The 16,424-nt window shown below is 66.8% G+C and carries 12 protein-coding genes; 6 read left to right on the forward strand and 6 right to left on the reverse strand.

Annotation, left to right across the window (positions count from 1 at the left end):
- Positions 1 to 260 precede the first annotated feature (260 nt).
- The 3 genes from LV79_RS15335 (at position 261) to LV79_RS15345 (ending at position 5,118) form a co-directional block, all read left to right on the forward strand.
- A complete protein-coding gene (locus LV79_RS15335) occupies positions 261 to 3,203 on the forward strand; it encodes an IPT/TIG domain-containing protein (protein ID WP_253836996.1) in 2,943 nt (980 codons plus the stop codon).
- Between the two features lie 221 nt (positions 3,204 to 3,424).
- The gene (locus LV79_RS15340) at positions 3,425 to 3,985 is read left to right on the forward strand and encodes a hypothetical protein (RefSeq protein ID WP_253836998.1); all 561 of its coding nucleotides are present in this window, start codon (positions 3,425 to 3,427) and stop codon (positions 3,983 to 3,985) included.
- A 359-nt stretch (positions 3,986 to 4,344) separates the two neighbouring features.
- Complete coding sequence (locus LV79_RS15345) at positions 4,345 to 5,118, forward strand: prepilin peptidase (protein WP_253837000.1); 774 nt, start codon at positions 4,345 to 4,347, stop codon at positions 5,116 to 5,118.
- 3 nt (positions 5,119 to 5,121) lie between these two features.
- Here LV79_RS15345 and LV79_RS15350 read toward each other — a convergent pair whose 3' ends face one another.
- From LV79_RS15350 to fxlM, 5 genes are all read right to left on the reverse strand, one after another.
- Complete coding sequence (locus LV79_RS15350) at positions 5,122 to 5,919, reverse strand: thiopeptide-type bacteriocin biosynthesis protein (RefSeq protein WP_253837002.1); 798 nt, start codon at positions 5,917 to 5,919, stop codon at positions 5,122 to 5,124.
- A 31-nt stretch (positions 5,920 to 5,950) separates the two neighbouring features.
- Positions 5,951 to 7,150 (reverse strand): lanthionine synthetase C family protein, encoded by a 1,200-nt coding sequence (locus LV79_RS15355; RefSeq protein ID WP_253837004.1) that lies wholly within the window; start codon positions 7,148 to 7,150, stop codon positions 5,951 to 5,953.
- 5 nt (positions 7,151 to 7,155) lie between these two features.
- Positions 7,156 to 10,176, reverse strand: a complete 3,021-nt coding sequence (locus tag LV79_RS15360) for a lantibiotic dehydratase (RefSeq protein WP_253837006.1) — start codon at positions 10,174 to 10,176, stop codon at positions 7,156 to 7,158.
- Between the two features lie 77 nt (positions 10,177 to 10,253).
- Complete coding sequence (locus tag LV79_RS15365) at positions 10,254 to 10,424, reverse strand: FxLD family lanthipeptide (protein ID WP_253837008.1); 171 nt, start codon at positions 10,422 to 10,424, stop codon at positions 10,254 to 10,256.
- Positions 10,425 to 10,481: 57 nt separating this feature from the next.
- Positions 10,482 to 11,720: a methyltransferase, FxLD system gene (fxlM, locus tag LV79_RS15370; protein WP_253837010.1), complete on the reverse strand. Its 1,239-nt coding sequence runs from the start codon at positions 11,718 to 11,720 to the stop codon at positions 10,482 to 10,484.
- Between the two features lie 297 nt (positions 11,721 to 12,017).
- On the opposite strand from fxlM, the gene LV79_RS15375 reads away from it, so the two are divergent.
- From LV79_RS15375 to LV79_RS15385, 3 genes are all read left to right on the forward strand, one after another.
- On the forward strand, positions 12,018 to 12,887 hold the full coding sequence (locus tag LV79_RS15375; protein ID WP_253837012.1) for a helix-turn-helix domain-containing protein: 870 nt from the start codon (positions 12,018 to 12,020) through the stop codon (positions 12,885 to 12,887).
- A 5-nt stretch (positions 12,888 to 12,892) separates the two neighbouring features.
- Positions 12,893 to 13,117 (forward strand): DUF397 domain-containing protein, encoded by a 225-nt coding sequence (locus LV79_RS15380; RefSeq protein ID WP_253837020.1) that lies wholly within the window; start codon positions 12,893 to 12,895, stop codon positions 13,115 to 13,117.
- Between the two features lie 487 nt (positions 13,118 to 13,604).
- Positions 13,605 to 15,434 carry a pentapeptide repeat-containing protein gene (locus tag LV79_RS15385; RefSeq protein ID WP_253837022.1) on the forward strand — a complete coding sequence of 610 codons (1,830 nt, stop codon included), beginning with the start codon at positions 13,605 to 13,607 and terminating at the stop codon, positions 15,432 to 15,434.
- A gap of 105 nt (positions 15,435 to 15,539) precedes the next feature.
- On the opposite strand, the gene LV79_RS15390 is transcribed toward LV79_RS15385, so the two are convergent.
- Entirely contained in the window at positions 15,540 to 16,418 is an 879-nt protein-coding gene (locus LV79_RS15390; RefSeq protein ID WP_253837024.1) for an aminoglycoside phosphotransferase family protein, read from the reverse strand.
- Positions 16,419 to 16,424: the final 6 nt, after the last annotated feature.

Genomic DNA, 16,424 nt, shown 5'->3' on the forward strand with positions numbered 1-16,424 from the left:
TGGGCGGCGACATGGCCTGCCTGCCGCGGGACCGGGTCTTCGGAGTATTGCGTATTAGTCGCCCACCATTTCCCCACTGTGGCGATAGGAGTCGTCGCGTTGACTTCAAGCGTGGGTGTCTTGTGTGGTCGCCGTCGATCCGGTCGCCGATCGCTCGTGGTCTCGGGCGTTTCGGTGGTGCGGTCGTGTTCGCGCGTCCTGTCGCGCCGCGCAGGGTAGTTCGGGGATGTCGCGGGCTGTCTGAAAGGGATGGACCTCGGATGGGTATCGGACTGTCGCGGGTGCCGCGACGACGAGGTGGTTGGCGGCGCGGGGTGGCGTTGGCGGTGAGCGCGTCGCTGGCGTCAGTGGGGTTGCTGGCGGTGGGGGCACAGCCCGCCGCCGCGGCGGTGGTGACGCATCCGTTCGCCTACGTGGCCAACAGCGGCGGCAACACGGTGACCGCGTACGACTCGGTGACCTCCGCTGTCGTGTCGACGATCGTGGTGGGTACGACCCCGCTGGACCTGGTCGCCACACCGGACGGCGCCCGCGTCTACGTCACGAAGAACAGCGGTGGGGTGTCGGTCATCGACACCGCCACCGCGGCCGTCGTGGCCTCCATCGGAGTGGGTTCGCAGCCGAACGGGATCGCGATCACCCCCGATGGCGCGCGGGTCGTGGTCGCGAACTCCGGCTCGAACACGGTGTCGCTGATCGCCACGGCCACGAACACGGTGACCGCGACCGTCCCGGTCGGTTCACACCCGACCGGGGTGGCCATCAGTCCCAGCGGGGCCACCGCGTACGTGACCAACGACGCCTCGGGCACGGTCTCGGTCGTCGACCTCGCCGCCGCCGCGGTGATCGCCACGATCAACCTGGGCCTGCACCAGCCCATCGGCGTGGCCGCCACCCCCGACGGGTCCACGGTGTACGTCGCGCAGTACGGCAACGGCACGGTCGCGGTCATCGACACCGCCACCAACACGGTGACCGGCACGATCGCCGTGGGCGCCATCCCCTCGGGTGTGGCCGTCACCCCCGACGGTGCGCGTGCCTATGTCAGCAACATCGGCCCCGACACCGTCTCGGTCATCGACACCGCCACCAACACCGTCACCGCGACCGTCTCGGTCGGGAGCAACCCGAGCCGGGTCGCCGTCAGCGGGGACGGCTCGACGGTCTACGCCACCAACAACGGGGCGAGTTCGGTGTCGCGGATCGACGCCGCGACCAACACCGTCACCACGACCTTCGGCGTCGGCTCCGGCCCCTACGGCGTGACCACCGCACTCGTGAGCCAGCCTCGCGTCACCGCGCTGAGTCCCACGAGCGGTCCGCTCACCGGCGGCACCTCGGTTACCGTCACCGGCACCGACCTCGCCGCCGCCACGTCGGTCCGCTTCGGCGCGACGTCGGCGTCGTTCACCGTCGTCAACAACACCACCGTCATCGCCACCGCCCCGGCCCACGCCGCGGGCACGGTCGATGTCACCGTCGCCACCCCGACGGGTACCAGCACCATCACGGCCGCCGACCAGTACACCTACCTCGACCCCACCCCCACCATCACCGCGATCAACCCGGCCACCGGCCCCGCCGCGGGTGGCACCCTGGTGACCATCACCGGCACCTACTTCACCGGTGCCACCGCGGTCACCTTCGGCAGCACTGCGGCGGTCTCGTTCACCGTCAACAGTGACACCAGCATCACCGCCACCGCCCCCACCGGCACCGCGGGCACGGTCGACGTCACGGTCACCACCCCGGCCGGTGTCAGTGCCACCACCACGGCCGACGACTACACCTACGTCGCCGCACCCACGGTCACCGCCGTGAGCCCGAACGCGGGCCCGCTCGGCGGCGGGGGCACGGTCACCATCAGCGGCACCGCGCTGACCGGGGCCACCGCCGTCCACTTCGGCGCGACCACGGCGTCCTTCACCGTCACCAGCGACACCAGCATCACCGCCACCGCACCCCCGGGCTCGGCGGGTACGGTCGACGTCACCGTCACCACCATCGGCGGCACCAGCACCACCAGCTCCGCCGACCAGTACACCTACCTGGCCGCACCGGTCGTCACCGGCGTCAGCCCGACCAGCGGCCCCATCGCGGGCGGCACCAACGTCACGATCACCGGCACCGGCTTCACCGGCGCGACCGCCGTTCGGTTCGGCACCACCGCCGCGACATCGTTCACGGTCACCAACTCCACCTCCATCGCCGCGATCGCGCCCGCGCACGTCGCGGGCACGGTGGACGTCACCGTCACCACCGTCGGCGGCACGAGCGCGTCCACCACCGCGGACCGGTACACATATCTGGACGCCGACCTGTCGGTCACGGTGGCCGACTCCACCGACCCGGTGGCCTTGGGCGGTGACCCGTACACCTACACGGTCACCGCGGCCAACGCCGGACCCACCAACGCCACCGGCGTGACGCTATCCACCACGCTGACCGGAGCCGTGACGATCAACTTGGTCACGGCGTCGCAGGGGACGTGCTCGATCAGCTCGCTCACCGTCTCGTGCTCGGTCGGTTCGGTCGCCGCCGCCGGGTCCGCGAACGTGGCTATCTCGGTGACACCGTCGGCGACGGGCACGGTCACCGCCTCCTCCTCGGTCTCGGCCACCGAGCCCGACTCCGTGCCGGGCAACAACACCGACACCGAGTCCACCACCGTCAACAACGCTCTCGGCTGCACGATCGTGGGCACCAGCGGCAACGACGTCCTCAACGGGGGCAACGGCAATGACGTGATCTGCGGCCTCGGCGGTGACGACGTCATCAACGGCGGCAACAACGACGACACCATCTACGCGGGTGCGGGCGATGACGTGACCGATGGCGGCAACGGGAACGACATCGTCCACGGGGGCGATGGCGACGACGTGGTCGGCGGTGGCAACGGCGCGGACACCATCTACGGTGACGCGGGCAACGACACGAACTACGGCGAAACCTTCTGGGGCTCGCTGCTGTACCTGTTCGACAACGGCAACGACGTCATCTACGGCGGCCCCGGCAACGACGACCTCGATGGCCAGAACGGCAACGACACCATCGTCGACCACGACGGCACCGACATCATGAGCGGCTCCAACGGCAACGACACCATCGACGTCCTGGACGGCACCGGCGGCGACACTGCCAACGGTGGCCTGGGCAGCGACACCTGCTCCGCCGACACCGGCGACACCAAGACCAGCTGCTGACACCCGGTCCGCCGCGCGGTGCCGACACCGCGCGGCGGACCCGGGCACCATCACTCGCCAGGCAGGAGAGCCTCACCCCAGACCAAGCGTCGGCGCGCGCCGACGGACGCACCGAAGAAGACGTTGCGGCCGCGACCCCGGATGGTCGCGTGCTTTCCCTTCATTCGGTCTGGCACTCCACACCACGGCAGCACGCCACCCAAGGTCCTAAGAGGAATGACGTGACGTCGTCCACCCCGGGATCAGCCGCGCCGTCCCCGCGCCGCGACATCCGCACCCGATGGCCGGTGGCGCCTGCTGCCCTCGTCCAAGCCGTGCTGGCGATCTTCGTCCTGGTCACGCCCGCGAGCGCGGCCAGTGTCGACGTCGAGAGCTTGGGTACCTTCTCGCGGAGCTTCTCCCCTCCGGTCACGCTCACCCCGCAGACCGTCACCGTGGCCAGCACATTCGACTACGCCACGTGTCCCGTGGGATCTCCCTCGACCGGCACCGGGTCGTTGTCGCTGGGCTGTGTCCCGGTGACGGTAGGCCCCGCCGCCGCGGAGACAATCACTTGGCAGGACACCACGGGCGGCACCAGCACGATCGACTGGGCGTCCCCGGTCATCACCGGACAGACCGTGGTCTACACCGGGACAGTGAGCGCTGGCCGCCACGCGGGAGACACCGCCACCAAGGTCACCTCGGGCACCAGCTACCTCGGCAGCGTGATCGGGTGCTCGTTCGGCACACCCATCTCCAGCACCACCGGACTGGTTGACAGTTTCCTGCTGACCCACTGATTCCCTGCCCCCTGCGAAACCGTGCATTCGTCGTGGCGGGGGCGGTTCGGGCGCCGTAGCCAGGTGGAGACTCACAACTCCACCCCGACCACCTCTCCATGGTTCTTCTCGGCCAAGTACCGCTGCCATCACCTGCGGCCAAGCCCGAGGAGAACGATCACGTGGCAGCGCGACTAGCAGCCATCGAACGACGGATGATCGAGATGGCCGACGCCCTCGACAGGTTCCGAGTCGACCTAGCCATGATCCTCCACAACACACGTCGCGACTGACAGACTTCACAGGCCGTGGTGCGGAACTTGCTGCGTGCAGGCGAGTCGTCAAAGCGCCCTGCGGCTTTGGCCTCTAGGGCTCGTGCGATGGCCAGCAAGCGGGTGGACGAACACCCGGTCCCCATTGACGTTGATGTTCTCGATCGACTCGTGCGGCTGACGACCACCCATCCCCACCAAGTCGTCCACCACCGCGGCCGTGACACGGGCCTCGACCTCCGGAGACAGCAGTGTGTCGCCGCGCCCCAGCTCGCCGTTGGCGTAGGTGTCCGCGGCCTCCTGCACTGGCACCGCAGCAAGCGCGCGGCGCTCGGACTGGGTTATCGCCGGTCGACCGACCGCGTCATCTGCGATGACCCGGTCGTTGAGCTGCGCGGTCACAGCTTGACGCAGCGCCTCCCAGTAGGCCCCGCCCTGGCGGCCTACTCCGCTCTGGCCGCACTCCTCGCCCCCTTGGTCGTCATTGACGCCCGCGACCAGCGACTGCCCACCAAGCCCATGATCGTGGCCGCTGCTACCACCACGATCATGTTCATCGCCTTCGCCGCAGTTGACCACGAGCCAGGACCTCTTCTCCGCGCCCTCGCCAGCTCAGGTACATGCGTGCTCCTGTTGGTCATCACCTACCTGATCACTTCAGGGTTCATCGGAGGCGGAGACATCCGACTTGCGGCGCTGCTCGTACTAGCTCTCGGCTGGACAGGCTGGAGCGCGGCAGCCCGCAGCATCATGATTGGCCTGATCATCGGCGCGATGTACAGCCAGTACCTCCGGCTCCGCCTAAGACTCGGCCCACTTGCCCATATCCCGCTCGGACCAGCGCTCGCTCTCGGAGCGCTGAGTTCCATCCTCATCGACTAGTTCTCACCTCCTCTCCTGGTCGTGAGTTCCGAACACGGCCTCTCGTGCTGCGGCGGCGAGGCGACTCTGGGTCTCGTAGGAGAGCCCAAGCCGGTTCCAGTGAAAGATCACGTGGTGGGCCAGCGTGGCTCGAAGACCTCGGGTGAGCTGGCCTCGTCGAGCAAAGACGATCAAGCTCTCGCCAGCGACGCGGAACGATTCAACCCACCCAGCAAGGTGGGCTAGCTGACCACCAGGGCGGACAAGTGCGCTGTCTCGGCCCATATCAACTGCCATGAGGCGTTGGAGGTCGGTGGCCAACGTCCGTTGTTCATCTGGCGCTGGGGATTGTCCAGGTCGGTTGCTGGCGACCCGCGCCCACACGTCGCCTTGTTCGTACCAGTCTTGTCCTGCTGCTCTGAGGAGTTCGCTGCATAGCAGGATGCTGTGTTCGCGACGGTGGTTGAGTTCGTTGGGGCGGCTGAGGATCTGTTGGCTGTCGTGGTGGAAGAGTCGGTGCGCTGCGGCCATGGCGTTGGTGCCGCCGAAGGCGTGAATCTCAGGTTCGTAGATCGTCTCGACCCAGTCGGTGATCTCTCCGGCGGAGTGGAGGCTGTTGAGAGATTCGCTGACGGTCTTGCGGAGTTCGTTGGCTTGAGTGGGATCGGTCGGGAGGTAGCGCAGACGCCAGCAAGGTGCCTTGCGGATGAACCACCATGACGCGGCCCGTTCCATGACCGGCAGCAGCCGGTCGGCTGTGATCAGCTCGGCTTTTGAGTAGTCGGTGAACTCGACACTGATTTGCAGCCACTCTGGATCCATCGACTGGCTTCTTCCGTTCGTGGTCGGGGTGTCACGAGAGGAGAAGGCAAGCGTCCCATTGCGAACTGGGGCGCGTGTCGGTGACAACAGCGTGGATGGCCAGCGCAGCCCCGGTGCTGCCTTCGAGTAGTTCGCCGTTTCGTTGCGAGGTCACCAGTTGATCTGTCAGCAACGTGGCAAGCATAGGCAGGTGGTTGTTGAGTTCGTCGGTGGCGGCGTCGCGCGCGACTCGCCATGTGGTGTACAGCAGCCCTGCCGCACCGTGGCACAGGCTCGGGTCGATGATACGGGCGAGCTGGTCGGGGTCGTTCAAGCAATTCAACAGCGCGGCCTCGGCCGTGTGTTGTCGTGTGGTGTCGTGAGTGGCCAATGCGGCGACTTGCAGGGCCCGGACGATGCCGGGTGTGCCATAGCACCACGATGGTTGGGCAGGGCCTGGTTGATCACAGCACCCGGTTCGCGCTTCGGCCAGTGTGATCGTGCGAGGCCACCAAGATCCCGCGTCATGTGGCTGTTGCCAGGCATCCAACCAGGCGCAGATCCGAGCGATCGCCTCGGCGTGACCGGGGACTGCGACTCCTTGGCGTAACGCGAGAGCGAGCAGGGTCAAGGGGCCGGTGATGCCGTGCGCCATCCCGAAGTTGCCGTGTCCGCCAGGGTAGTCAGTTGGTGCCTGCCCAGTCGGGCCGTGTTCGGTCCACCACCCTGGCAGGTCGTCGCCGGGCAGCGATTCCGTGAGCCGGACAAGGTAGATCAGCACGTCCCGGGTGATGCGGTGATCGGGCGAGCGAAGCAGGAGGTAGGCGCCTAGACCAGTCAGGCCGCGGATGAGGTCGAACTCGGCCAGTGCGGGGCGTTCGCCGCGGTCGATGCGGGCGTGTGCGGCGGTGAGACGGGCGCGAGTGACCTGTCGGGTGGCGGTCGCCAGGTCGGCTTGAGCGTGCTGGTAGCCGCCGGTGGCCTCGGCGGCGGCGTGAGTAAGGAAGGCGAGGGCGGGCACTCCATAGAACAAGCAGGAACTCGGGCTTCCGTCAAGGTCGTCGCAGGCGGCTGTCGACAGCCAGGTGTGCGCCACTGCGCGGTGTTCAGGCTGGGTGAATGCGCGTTCGATGTGCAGAAGGGCGATACCGGCGCTTCCTCCGGCGAGTGACTGCGGTCGTGGAGTGTGGTTGCCGACGTGGGTGGCTGGACTGCCGGGTTCACCCAGTTCGACCGCGATTTCCTCGGCCAAGCTGGCTAGTGCGTGGAGGTTTCGCATCGGCGGCCCTTCCGGTAACTGGTCTGACTCAATGCGGCGGCGCGGGCCAAGCGGTGGCTGGTTCGCTCGGCGTCTGGTGAGATGCCCAGGGTGCGGACGCTGTGCAGGTGCAGCAGCGAGCCCAGCACCGCGTTCGGCGGGGGGCCTCCTGCTTGGGTGAGCGCCGCACGGTAGTTCGCTACCGCGGTCCGCCGTGCTGTCCACGCGGTGGCAATCTGCTCACCGCCGGGCAAGTTCCGGATTGCCGCCTGCTCAGCTCGCGGATCTGACAGGTGAAGCGCTTGGTCGTAGACCCGGCGGTCGTGTGCGGAAGCTGAGCCGGTGGTGATGTGTTCGATCAACCACGTCGCAGCCGCAGCCTGGTCGCCGGTGAAGCCGGTTGCGAGGTCGACCAAGCTCGCGGTGACAAGCGCGCGGTCGTCAACGGCGCCGGGGCTTGTCAGGTGTGTTCGTTGGGCGAGCGCGACGACTGAGTCCGCAGCGAACACATCTTCCGCTGCGGCCATGGTCGGGCCGTGCCCGAAGCGGCCGGTCTCCGGGAGGTAGGTGTCCATCTGCATGGTCGCGATCAGCCCACGTTGGCGCAGTCGCATTGCCCACGCGCCGAGTTCAGCGGCGACCGGGCCGAATTGTGCGGGGTCGGTGAGCCGGATGCGCAGGCGCAGGTGGTTGTCGGGATCGCGGTAGGGCAGGAACCACCACTGCACCGTTTCGTCCAGTGTGGGCAGTAGTTCGGTGAGGTAGCTGGCGAGCACGGCGGAGTGTCGGTCTGGGTGGCCGTAGAGCTTGCAATACAACCACTCGCCGGCGCCGGGTAGATGCCCGTCGTGCGCCGTGGTCGCGTGGAGGGGAGTCGCACGAGGCGGCAAAGCTGGCCAAGCTCGGGGTTTCGTGGAGGCGAGCGGCACGATGATCTCGTGGGCGTGCTCACCGATCCAGCCGAATGCGTCGTCACGGGGAGCTTCCTGCATGGTGGCGTGCCCGTGTCGATCAAGCTGGGCGCGCAACAGGTACAGGTGAGCAGCTTCATCGAGGTTCAGGCGCAAGCGCTGGTCGTTTCCGCCGAGGTAGATCATGGCGGGCGCCATCGCCGATTCCCGCCACGCGTCGATCGCCGCGTTCCATTCCGCCCACGGAGCGGACTTGGCGGGCAGGTCTGCGGCATTAAGGGTCCAGCGGGCCGGAGCCAAGACGGTGCGTCGGTAGGTCAAGCGAGGCAGGAACGGTAGCTGTGTGGCGATACCCCAGGAGAACGGTCCCCAAGTTGCGGCTCTGCCGGTGGTGAGCTCGCAGACCAGACGCAGTAGCGGGTGGGAGAAGTTGGTGAACTCGACAGCGCTGAACACTTCCGGTTCCAACGGTCGTGCTGTCGAGCGTGACCAGAGAGTGAATCGGTGCGCGTCCCCGATGACCACCAAGTCCTCTGGCGCAAACTCCCTCTCGAAGGCAGGCCGGTACTCCCCGATCGGAATCAGGTTGGGCAGAACCTGCGGATGACGGGAGACGTTCTCCGTCTCGGTGTAGAGCGGTGGGCAAGACACTTGAACGCGCTGCCCATCGGCGTTGACGGACGGCAAGTCGGTGTAGGCGCGGACCATGCGGTCCCGATCGGACTCGTCGAGCATGTCGAGGAAACGGCCCGCCGTGGTGCCCGCCGCCCGGAACGCTCCGGTCACGACCAGGCTGAAGTCACCGCGGCCAAGCGCGGCAGGGCTGGGCGCGTGCAGCCGAACGGCGAGTTCAGCATGGGCGAATAGTTGGGCTTGACCGAAGTTGGGAGCCTCCAGCTCGGTGATCGCGGACTCGTCGAGGATGACCTCGACTCTCCGGTTCATGGCCGCTGTCTGGGCCAATCTCAGCAGGGCCACGTCCCGATCGTTGGTTGCCGGTGCGGGAACGTCGAGGAGGGAGTCCCGGTATCCGGCTGGATAGCCAAGGCCTAGATCGGGGTCGGCCAGTTCCAGCAGCGGTACGGCGGCGCCGATGCCGTACCGCTCCAGGAATCGTGCGTGGAAGTCCAACCACCGTGGCGCGCCGAAGGGATGGGGCGTCAAGCGCGCCAGCACGTTCGCGGCGTGCTCGACTTCTCTGGCGACCGTCTCGGGAAGAACTACCTGTGCGTCGACTCGCATGTCCGTTCCGCCGTCCGCAACAACTGCGGGGCGCTCGTGGAGCCGGGCCACGATGCCGGACGTGGCCGGGACCTGATCGGCGTCCACTTGGGCCAAAGCAGTCAGGACGTGTCGGACTGGGTCGACGGAGGTCATGGGTGGGCGTAGGCCGGTGAGCAGCACTCGCTGTTCGACGAGCGTGGCCACCATCGAGGCGATCGTCGTTGGCGGCACATCGGGGAACTCGTTGGAGAGTCGATCAACCAGGTCGGACATGAGGATCGGTGTGCGCGCGTTGCGCACGACGAGGGCAATGGCGCGGGTGTAGCGGACGGTGACCTCGGCGGGGTCGGTCCGGGCGGCATCGGGGTTCGGGTGCTGGCGCAGGTTGATGATCAGCCTGCCGTCTCGCTCGACAGCCGTGTTGTTCAGGACTACCGGCAGCCGCGTGATCAGTTCGTCGCATCGCTCCAGTTCGCTGACCAGACTGGACAACCACACTGCGTCAACCCGCTCGGTCAAGTGGTGCTGATCACCGACGTGAACGAGCGTGGTCGGACCGAACCTGACGGGTGCCACCCCCGCGAACAGCCCGAACGGGGTAGCCCGGCTGGAGGCCCGTAGCCGGTAGCGCAGTAGCGACAGCACCGCGCCACGGACTTGCCGAGGTCGTACTTCCTTCCCGGCGCACACCGCGGCGACGCGGCGAGCCAGATCCGGGCTTGCTGCGCCCACGGCGTTGGCGAACTGTTCGTCGGCCCAGGCTCGCGCAAGCCATCCTCGCCATTGCGGCACATCGCCTGCCACGTCTGGCCACTCCCCTGCTGTCACCGGCTGGGTCGCCATTCGGAGCATGGCCGCGTCCACGACGGTGAACACCTTGAACACCCCCTCAACATGGATGGTGGCCTGGCGGGAGGTCCGCTGCCCCTTGCCGCCAGGCCACCACCGGTCGACGCCTTGGATCAGCAGGTGCTGTTGGAGCAGGCGCTCTGACAGGTCGCGCCGCAGTTGTCGTCGGTGCTGCGCATCAGGTCGGGCACCACGGGCCCGGAGGACACGATGGTCAGGTCGAGGTCGAACTCACCACCTGACGCGACCGCCTGGACGGGCGCCGACTGCGTGGAGTTGAGCATGGTGGAGCTCCTTCGGGAACTGGTGAATCCTTCGATGGGGACTACCTGGCCAGACCGTCAAGACGAGGTCGGCCAGGAGATCAGGACGCGCGTGTGCTTCTTGTCGATCAAGCGCCCCTCACCGATCTCGGTGTCGGGGGTGCCGGTCGGGTGGACCTCGATGCGGGCGCCAGGTCCGCCGCGGTGGGTGCGGTCCCATTCGCGGATCAGCTCGACGTACCGGAAGGCCACGGCGTCGGCATCAGGTCCGTGGCCGTAGACGACAAACTCGAAGGCGGTGCGCTCCTTGGTGGTGGCCTGTGAGGCGCGGTAGGCGAAGCTGACACCGTCGAGCGCGGTCTTGGCGCCCATGCGCGCCGAGCGTTCGGCTAGCCCGGCCTCGATCGCCGCTGGTGTGGCCACCAGCAGCCCGAATCCATCCAGCTCGGTGGCCAGGTACAGGTCCAGCTCATCGAACGGCTCGAACCCGCCCACCTCGACCCCAGACGGCCGCACGACGCGCTCGGAGGTCAGGGCAGCGCTCAACGCGTCGGCGTCGGCGGCCTGGTCGCCGTCCAGCCGCAGGGCGACGTCCTCCCCGTGTAGCAGCACCAGCCGTTCGGCGTTGGCGCCAGAGCCCTGGATAGGAACGAACCCGCACAGCTCGTAGCCCCGGCTGACCAGGCGTCCCTGCTCGCGGACGAATGCCACTGACCGGGTGAGCCCGCGCATCCGTAGCGGAACCACCAGCACCCCGTCGGGAGCGAGCTGGTCGATCCAGGCGGGCGGGATGTCCCAGGCCCCGGCGGTGACGATGATCCGGTCGAACGGGGCGTGCTCAGGCACGCCCCCCTCAGCGTCGACCAGCAGAACACGAACGCGGTCGTAGCCGGCCTCAGCGAGGCAGGCCCGCGCGCGGTCGACCACGAACTGGTCGATGTCCACCGTGGTGACCTCGCCGTCCGGCCCGACCAGCTCGGCGATGAGCGCCGCGTTGTAGCCACCGGACCCGATCTCCAGCACCCGCATCCCGGGCCGGACCTCGGCCTGCTCCAGCATCGACGCCTGAATCCGCGGAGCGGACACCGAGCTGACCGCGAGCCCGTTCTCGTCCCGCTTGGTGATCACCACATCATCGCGGTCATACACCTGCTCCAGCGGCGCCTCCGGCGCGAACAACTCACGCGGCACTGTGGCGAAGGCTCGGATAACGGGATCTGTGCGCAGTTCCCCCTCGCTCCGCAACTGCTCCACCATCGCCGTCCTGAGCGCGGCGGCGTCCGGGGTGGTGGTGTCGTTGTCTCGTAGTGTGTTCACTCGGTCACTCTTCCAGTCGACTTTCGATGCCTCGGCAGTACGCGCCGATGGGTCAGAGATCATCACCGGTCCGGCTGACGCGATGATCGTGATTTCCGGCCAGACCGCGGCTACAGGCCGTGCAGCCCTGCCAGCACCCGCTCCAACACCGCTCGACCTGCCCATCGCTACCCTGACGTTCCAGACTCACAGTGTCCACCCTCATAGTGAGCACTGTATAACTGAGCACGCTCAGTTTGCGGTACGCCATTCGAGTGAAGTAGACAACTGCACACGTCAACAACCAGGAGGAACCCGGTGGTTGCCTCGGCAAGCAGCAGCCCCACGGCACTCAAGTGGTGGTTCGCGGTGGAGATGCGCCGTCTCCGCGAGAAGGCAGACTTGACGCGCGAAGAGGCGGCCGCCGCCATCAAGGGCAGCGTTCAAGGTGTCGGGCACATCGAGACCATGAAGTCCCTGCCCAAGCCGCTGGAGCTGGACAAGCTGCTGGAGATCTACGGCGTGCCGGAACGCGCCGAGTTCTTCCAAGACCTGCGTGTCCGCGCGAAGCGAGGCAAGGACTGGTGGATCGGCTTCAGCGGTTCGGTCCCCTCCCACCTGAACCTCTTCCTTGGCCTGGAGTCCAGCGCGATCCAGATCGAGAGCTGGGACGCCAACCTGGTGCCCGGCCTCTTCCAGACACCGGAGTACGCCCACGCGACCATCAAGGCCGGGCGCCCCGAGCTGCCCGCGGCCGAGGTCGACCGGCTCGTCGAACTCCGGATGGCTCGCCAGCGCCAAGTCCTTGATCGAGACAATCCGCCCCTGGTGTGGTCGGTCATCGCCGAGTCGGCGCTGTCCTGGCAGGTAGGCGGCTCCGACGTCGTGCGCGGGCAGCTCGAACACCTGGCCGACCTCACCACCAGATCCTACGTCGAGGTGCAGGTTCTGCCGTTGGCGGCAGGCGCGCACACTGGAACCGAAGGCACGTTCACACTGCTCTCGGCCCCGCCCGAGCTGGAGAACTACGCTGGGTGTGCGTACGTCGAAGACCGCATCAAGGGCCACTACTACGAGGAGGTGGAGCAGATCACCACCTACCGCAACGCCCTGACCCGGCTCCGGGTCCTGGCGATCAACCCGACAGAGTCACCGGAGTACATCCACCGACTGATAAAGGATCTGTGATCACCATGAGGTACGAGGACGCAGTAACCGCCCTCGCCGCCGCGGCCAACTGGCACAAGTCCACCTACAGCGGAGGCCAGAACGGAGGCTGCGTCGAAGTCGGCTCCGTACCCGGCCTCGTGGGAGTCCGAGACACCAAGCTCGGCGCGAACAGCCCCACCTTGGCCTTTTCTTCGGTGAGGTGGGCGGCGTTCACCGACAGCGTGAGGTGCCATCAGTCCGACCTCTGATCACCAGGCAGTGGACGCCTTCCTCTGCCAGGCTTCGGCTGCCGGGCCAGCCCCGTTCCTCTCCCCAGCGGTAGCTGGTGCCACGGTAGGAGCGCCAGTGTGCTGTCGCGCTTGGTGATGACATGCCCGGCGGGCAGGGGGACCGTCTGGATGTTGGCGGGACGGGCGTGGATTTGGGATGGAGGGTGCGGTCGTTGTCCCAACTGCGGATCTGGGACACAGCCGTGCGGCGAGCTGGTCTCCGGTGGGGCCGTGGGCGTCCAGCTCGAAGCGGGCCGAGGCGGCGGTAAGTGAAGTAGGCCAGGCTGCCGTCCTCGGCTAGCGCGGGGCTGCGGGAGCCGATGGCCGGGTTGCACAGGCTGCTGTCGATCGCGGTCTGCTTGGCGGCGATGCGGCAGGTCGAAGTCGGCAGTCGTGTAGCGCCACCCACCTTGTACGAGCAGGGGACGAGCGAACCGAACCCTGCCAGGGCCTCTCGGAGAAGACGATGACTGGCAACGACGTGGGCGCATCCTCACCCCAGGCGGACGAGGAGTTCACTGCGGACTGGCAGAGCTGCTCGGCAACCCCTGATTGTCGTGGGGTCGCTATCGGGGACAGCGATCGGTGTCTTCGCCATGTCGACAACGAAGGCCGCGCCCGCGCGCTTCAGGCCGCCAATGCAAGTAACCGTTGGGACTGTCTTCGTGGCGTTCAGATCGACAACGAACTGCTCCAGCAGATCCGGGGCGTCGCTGGCACGGACAGACGCGGGCGAGAAGAATTTCAGAGCCTCGACGCTACTGGTGCGGTATTTACCGACTATGCCGACTGGTCCGGTGTTGCGTTCACCGGCTCAATGGTCAGTTTTGCCGATGCCACCTTCGCGGCTGGCGCATCGTTTCAAGGGAGTTCGTTCCCGAACGATGCGCTGTTTGGTGCGACCACCTTTACGCGTGGTGCGGACTTCAGTCGCGCTGAGTTCGCCGGTAGGGCCTTCTTCAAGAGTGCTGACTTTGACGATGATGCCCGCTTCGATGCCGCGACCTTCAGTGGGCCGCTAGTGCTCAACGGAACCAAGGTGCAAAAGGATGCGAGGTTCGCATACGGCAAGTTTGAGGCCAGCGTCTACTTGCAGCTTGTGGAAGTTGGAGGAAATCTCGACTTTTCCTCAGGGCGCTTTGAGGATGGACTGACGATAGAGCACTGTGCTGTTAAGGGCAGGTTTGATCTCACGAAGGGGCACGTGGCTGGGCCATCTGCGTGGGCAGACCTCACCGCTATCCAGATGGTCAACCTCAGCAGTGCTGTCTTCAACGACCCCCTTGAAGCAGAGATCACTACCCGACACTTGGCAGCGGTAGCGACGAACTGGCGTGCTGACGTCCGGCTGCGGCTGGCGGGCGCGAACGCCGTCCTCAGTCATGCCACCTTCGGCGAGCCCAGCACCATCTCACGGCGACGCAACGCCATTGACTTCCAGCCACACTGGGCTGACAAGCCTGACTTGATGACGTGCGAGCCACGCATCGTCTCGTTGATCGGTGCGAACGTCGACAAGTTGACCATCGCCGACGTCTCGATCGCTGCCTGCTGCCTGACCGAGGCACACAACCTGGACAAGCTCCGGCTTGAAGGTGCCGACCTGCTTGCTCGCACTCCAGCGAACAGACTGTGGACGAGTCGGCTGACCATCTCGGAAGAGCATGAGTGGCGGGCAAAGCACCACCACGGTCGTCGGCAACGCGACTGGTTTGGCGCACCGACGCAACCACACCCATGGGAGAACACGGACTTCAGCAACCCCCACCCACCGACCTCGCCAGAGCGCATCGCCGAGACCTACCGCAGTCTGCGGAAGTCACGTGAAGACGCCAAGGACGAGCCTGGCGCCGCCGACTTCTACTACGGCGAGATGGAGATGCGGCGCGCTGCGCTCAAGGTGCGTCTTGACGCGAAGGAACGTGTAGCGACACAGCGCCAGACACGTCGCTCAGCCCGCGTTGAGTACGGGCTGCTGACCCTGTACTGGCTTGTCTCCGGCTACGGCCTGCGCGCCTGGCGGGCACTGGCGATCTTCGGCGTCCTCGTGCTGCTGGCATCGTTCTACTTCGCCTGGTGCGGTATCCCCGCAGGTCTGCCCGCGGCTGGTGCTGCTTACATCTCCCGGTGGGGGCAAGGACTGCTGATCGCGCTTGAGTCGGCCACGTCGCTCATCCGGGCGCCGAGCAAGCCGGTTACAACGGCGGGGGAGTGGGCTGTCCTGGTGCTTCGCTACCTTGGCCCGCTGCTACTCGCACTCGCAGCTCTTGCCGTGCGCGCACGGGTCAAGCGGTAGCGTCCATAGCAGTTCTCGCACCACCCGTCACAACCAGGTGCTGACCAGGGAAAACCGAGTCTTCCCTGGTCAGCACCTGGTTTGGCAACTTTGACACGGTAGTGGTCAACGCGCGAGCAAGGTGCTGGCGATGGCGGCTTGGATTGGGTCGAGGGTGGTTTCGCCGTCGTGGAGGGACCAGAGGGTGTTTTGGAGAGTGCGGGCGAGGGTCCAGGCCACCGCAGTAGGGCGGTCTAGGGAGAGGGATTCAGTGAGGAGGTCGAAGCGGTGGAGTAGGGCGGTGGGGGTGAGGTAGGCGTTGTCTAGGGCGGGCATTAGGTCGAAGGCGGGGTGGCCGGAGATGGGTTTGGGGTCTATGGCTAGCCAGGGGGTGCGGGAGCTGGCGAGGACGTTGTCGTAGTGGAGGTCCCAGTGGAGTAGGCGGTTGCCGGGTTCGCTGAGGGCTGCGGCGGTTGCGTCGGCGCAGGTGATGGCCAGGGTGCGTTCGGTGGGGTTGATTAGGCGGTTCAACAGAGGGCGCTCGGCGAGCATTGCGGTGGCGATGTCGGTTAGGGTGCGGATCCCTGGTGGGGCGGGGACGTGTAGGTGGGATAGAAGGTCTGCGATGACGGCGATGCCCTCTGACGCTGGGAGGGCGCTCAGGGGGCGCGAGGCGTCGAGGCGCTCTAGGAGCATGGCGCCGGTTGGTTCGTCGTGGTCGAGTAGGTGGACCGCCGCGTTGCCTGCCCAGTGGCGCAATGCAAGTGGCTCGCCGTCGTTTTCCTCGTCGCGGGGCTGGAGCTTCAGGACGGCGGGTGTCCTGTCAGGACGGACAACGGGGATTACCAAAGCGACCATGCCGTGGCGCGCGGGGCCGTCTACCTTCAGGGACCACCGCTCGAGCATTGTGTCGGCCAGCGTGGGCAGGGCGCGCAGCCACGGCAGGTGTTCAGGGCTCTGCTTCGCGTAGTACGCGGCAAGGGCGTCAGGCACAGGGATGGGCACGGCTGG

The organism is Actinokineospora globicatena, assembly GCF_024171945.1.
Taxonomy (GTDB): Bacteria; Actinomycetota; Actinomycetes; order Mycobacteriales; family Pseudonocardiaceae; genus Actinokineospora; species Actinokineospora globicatena.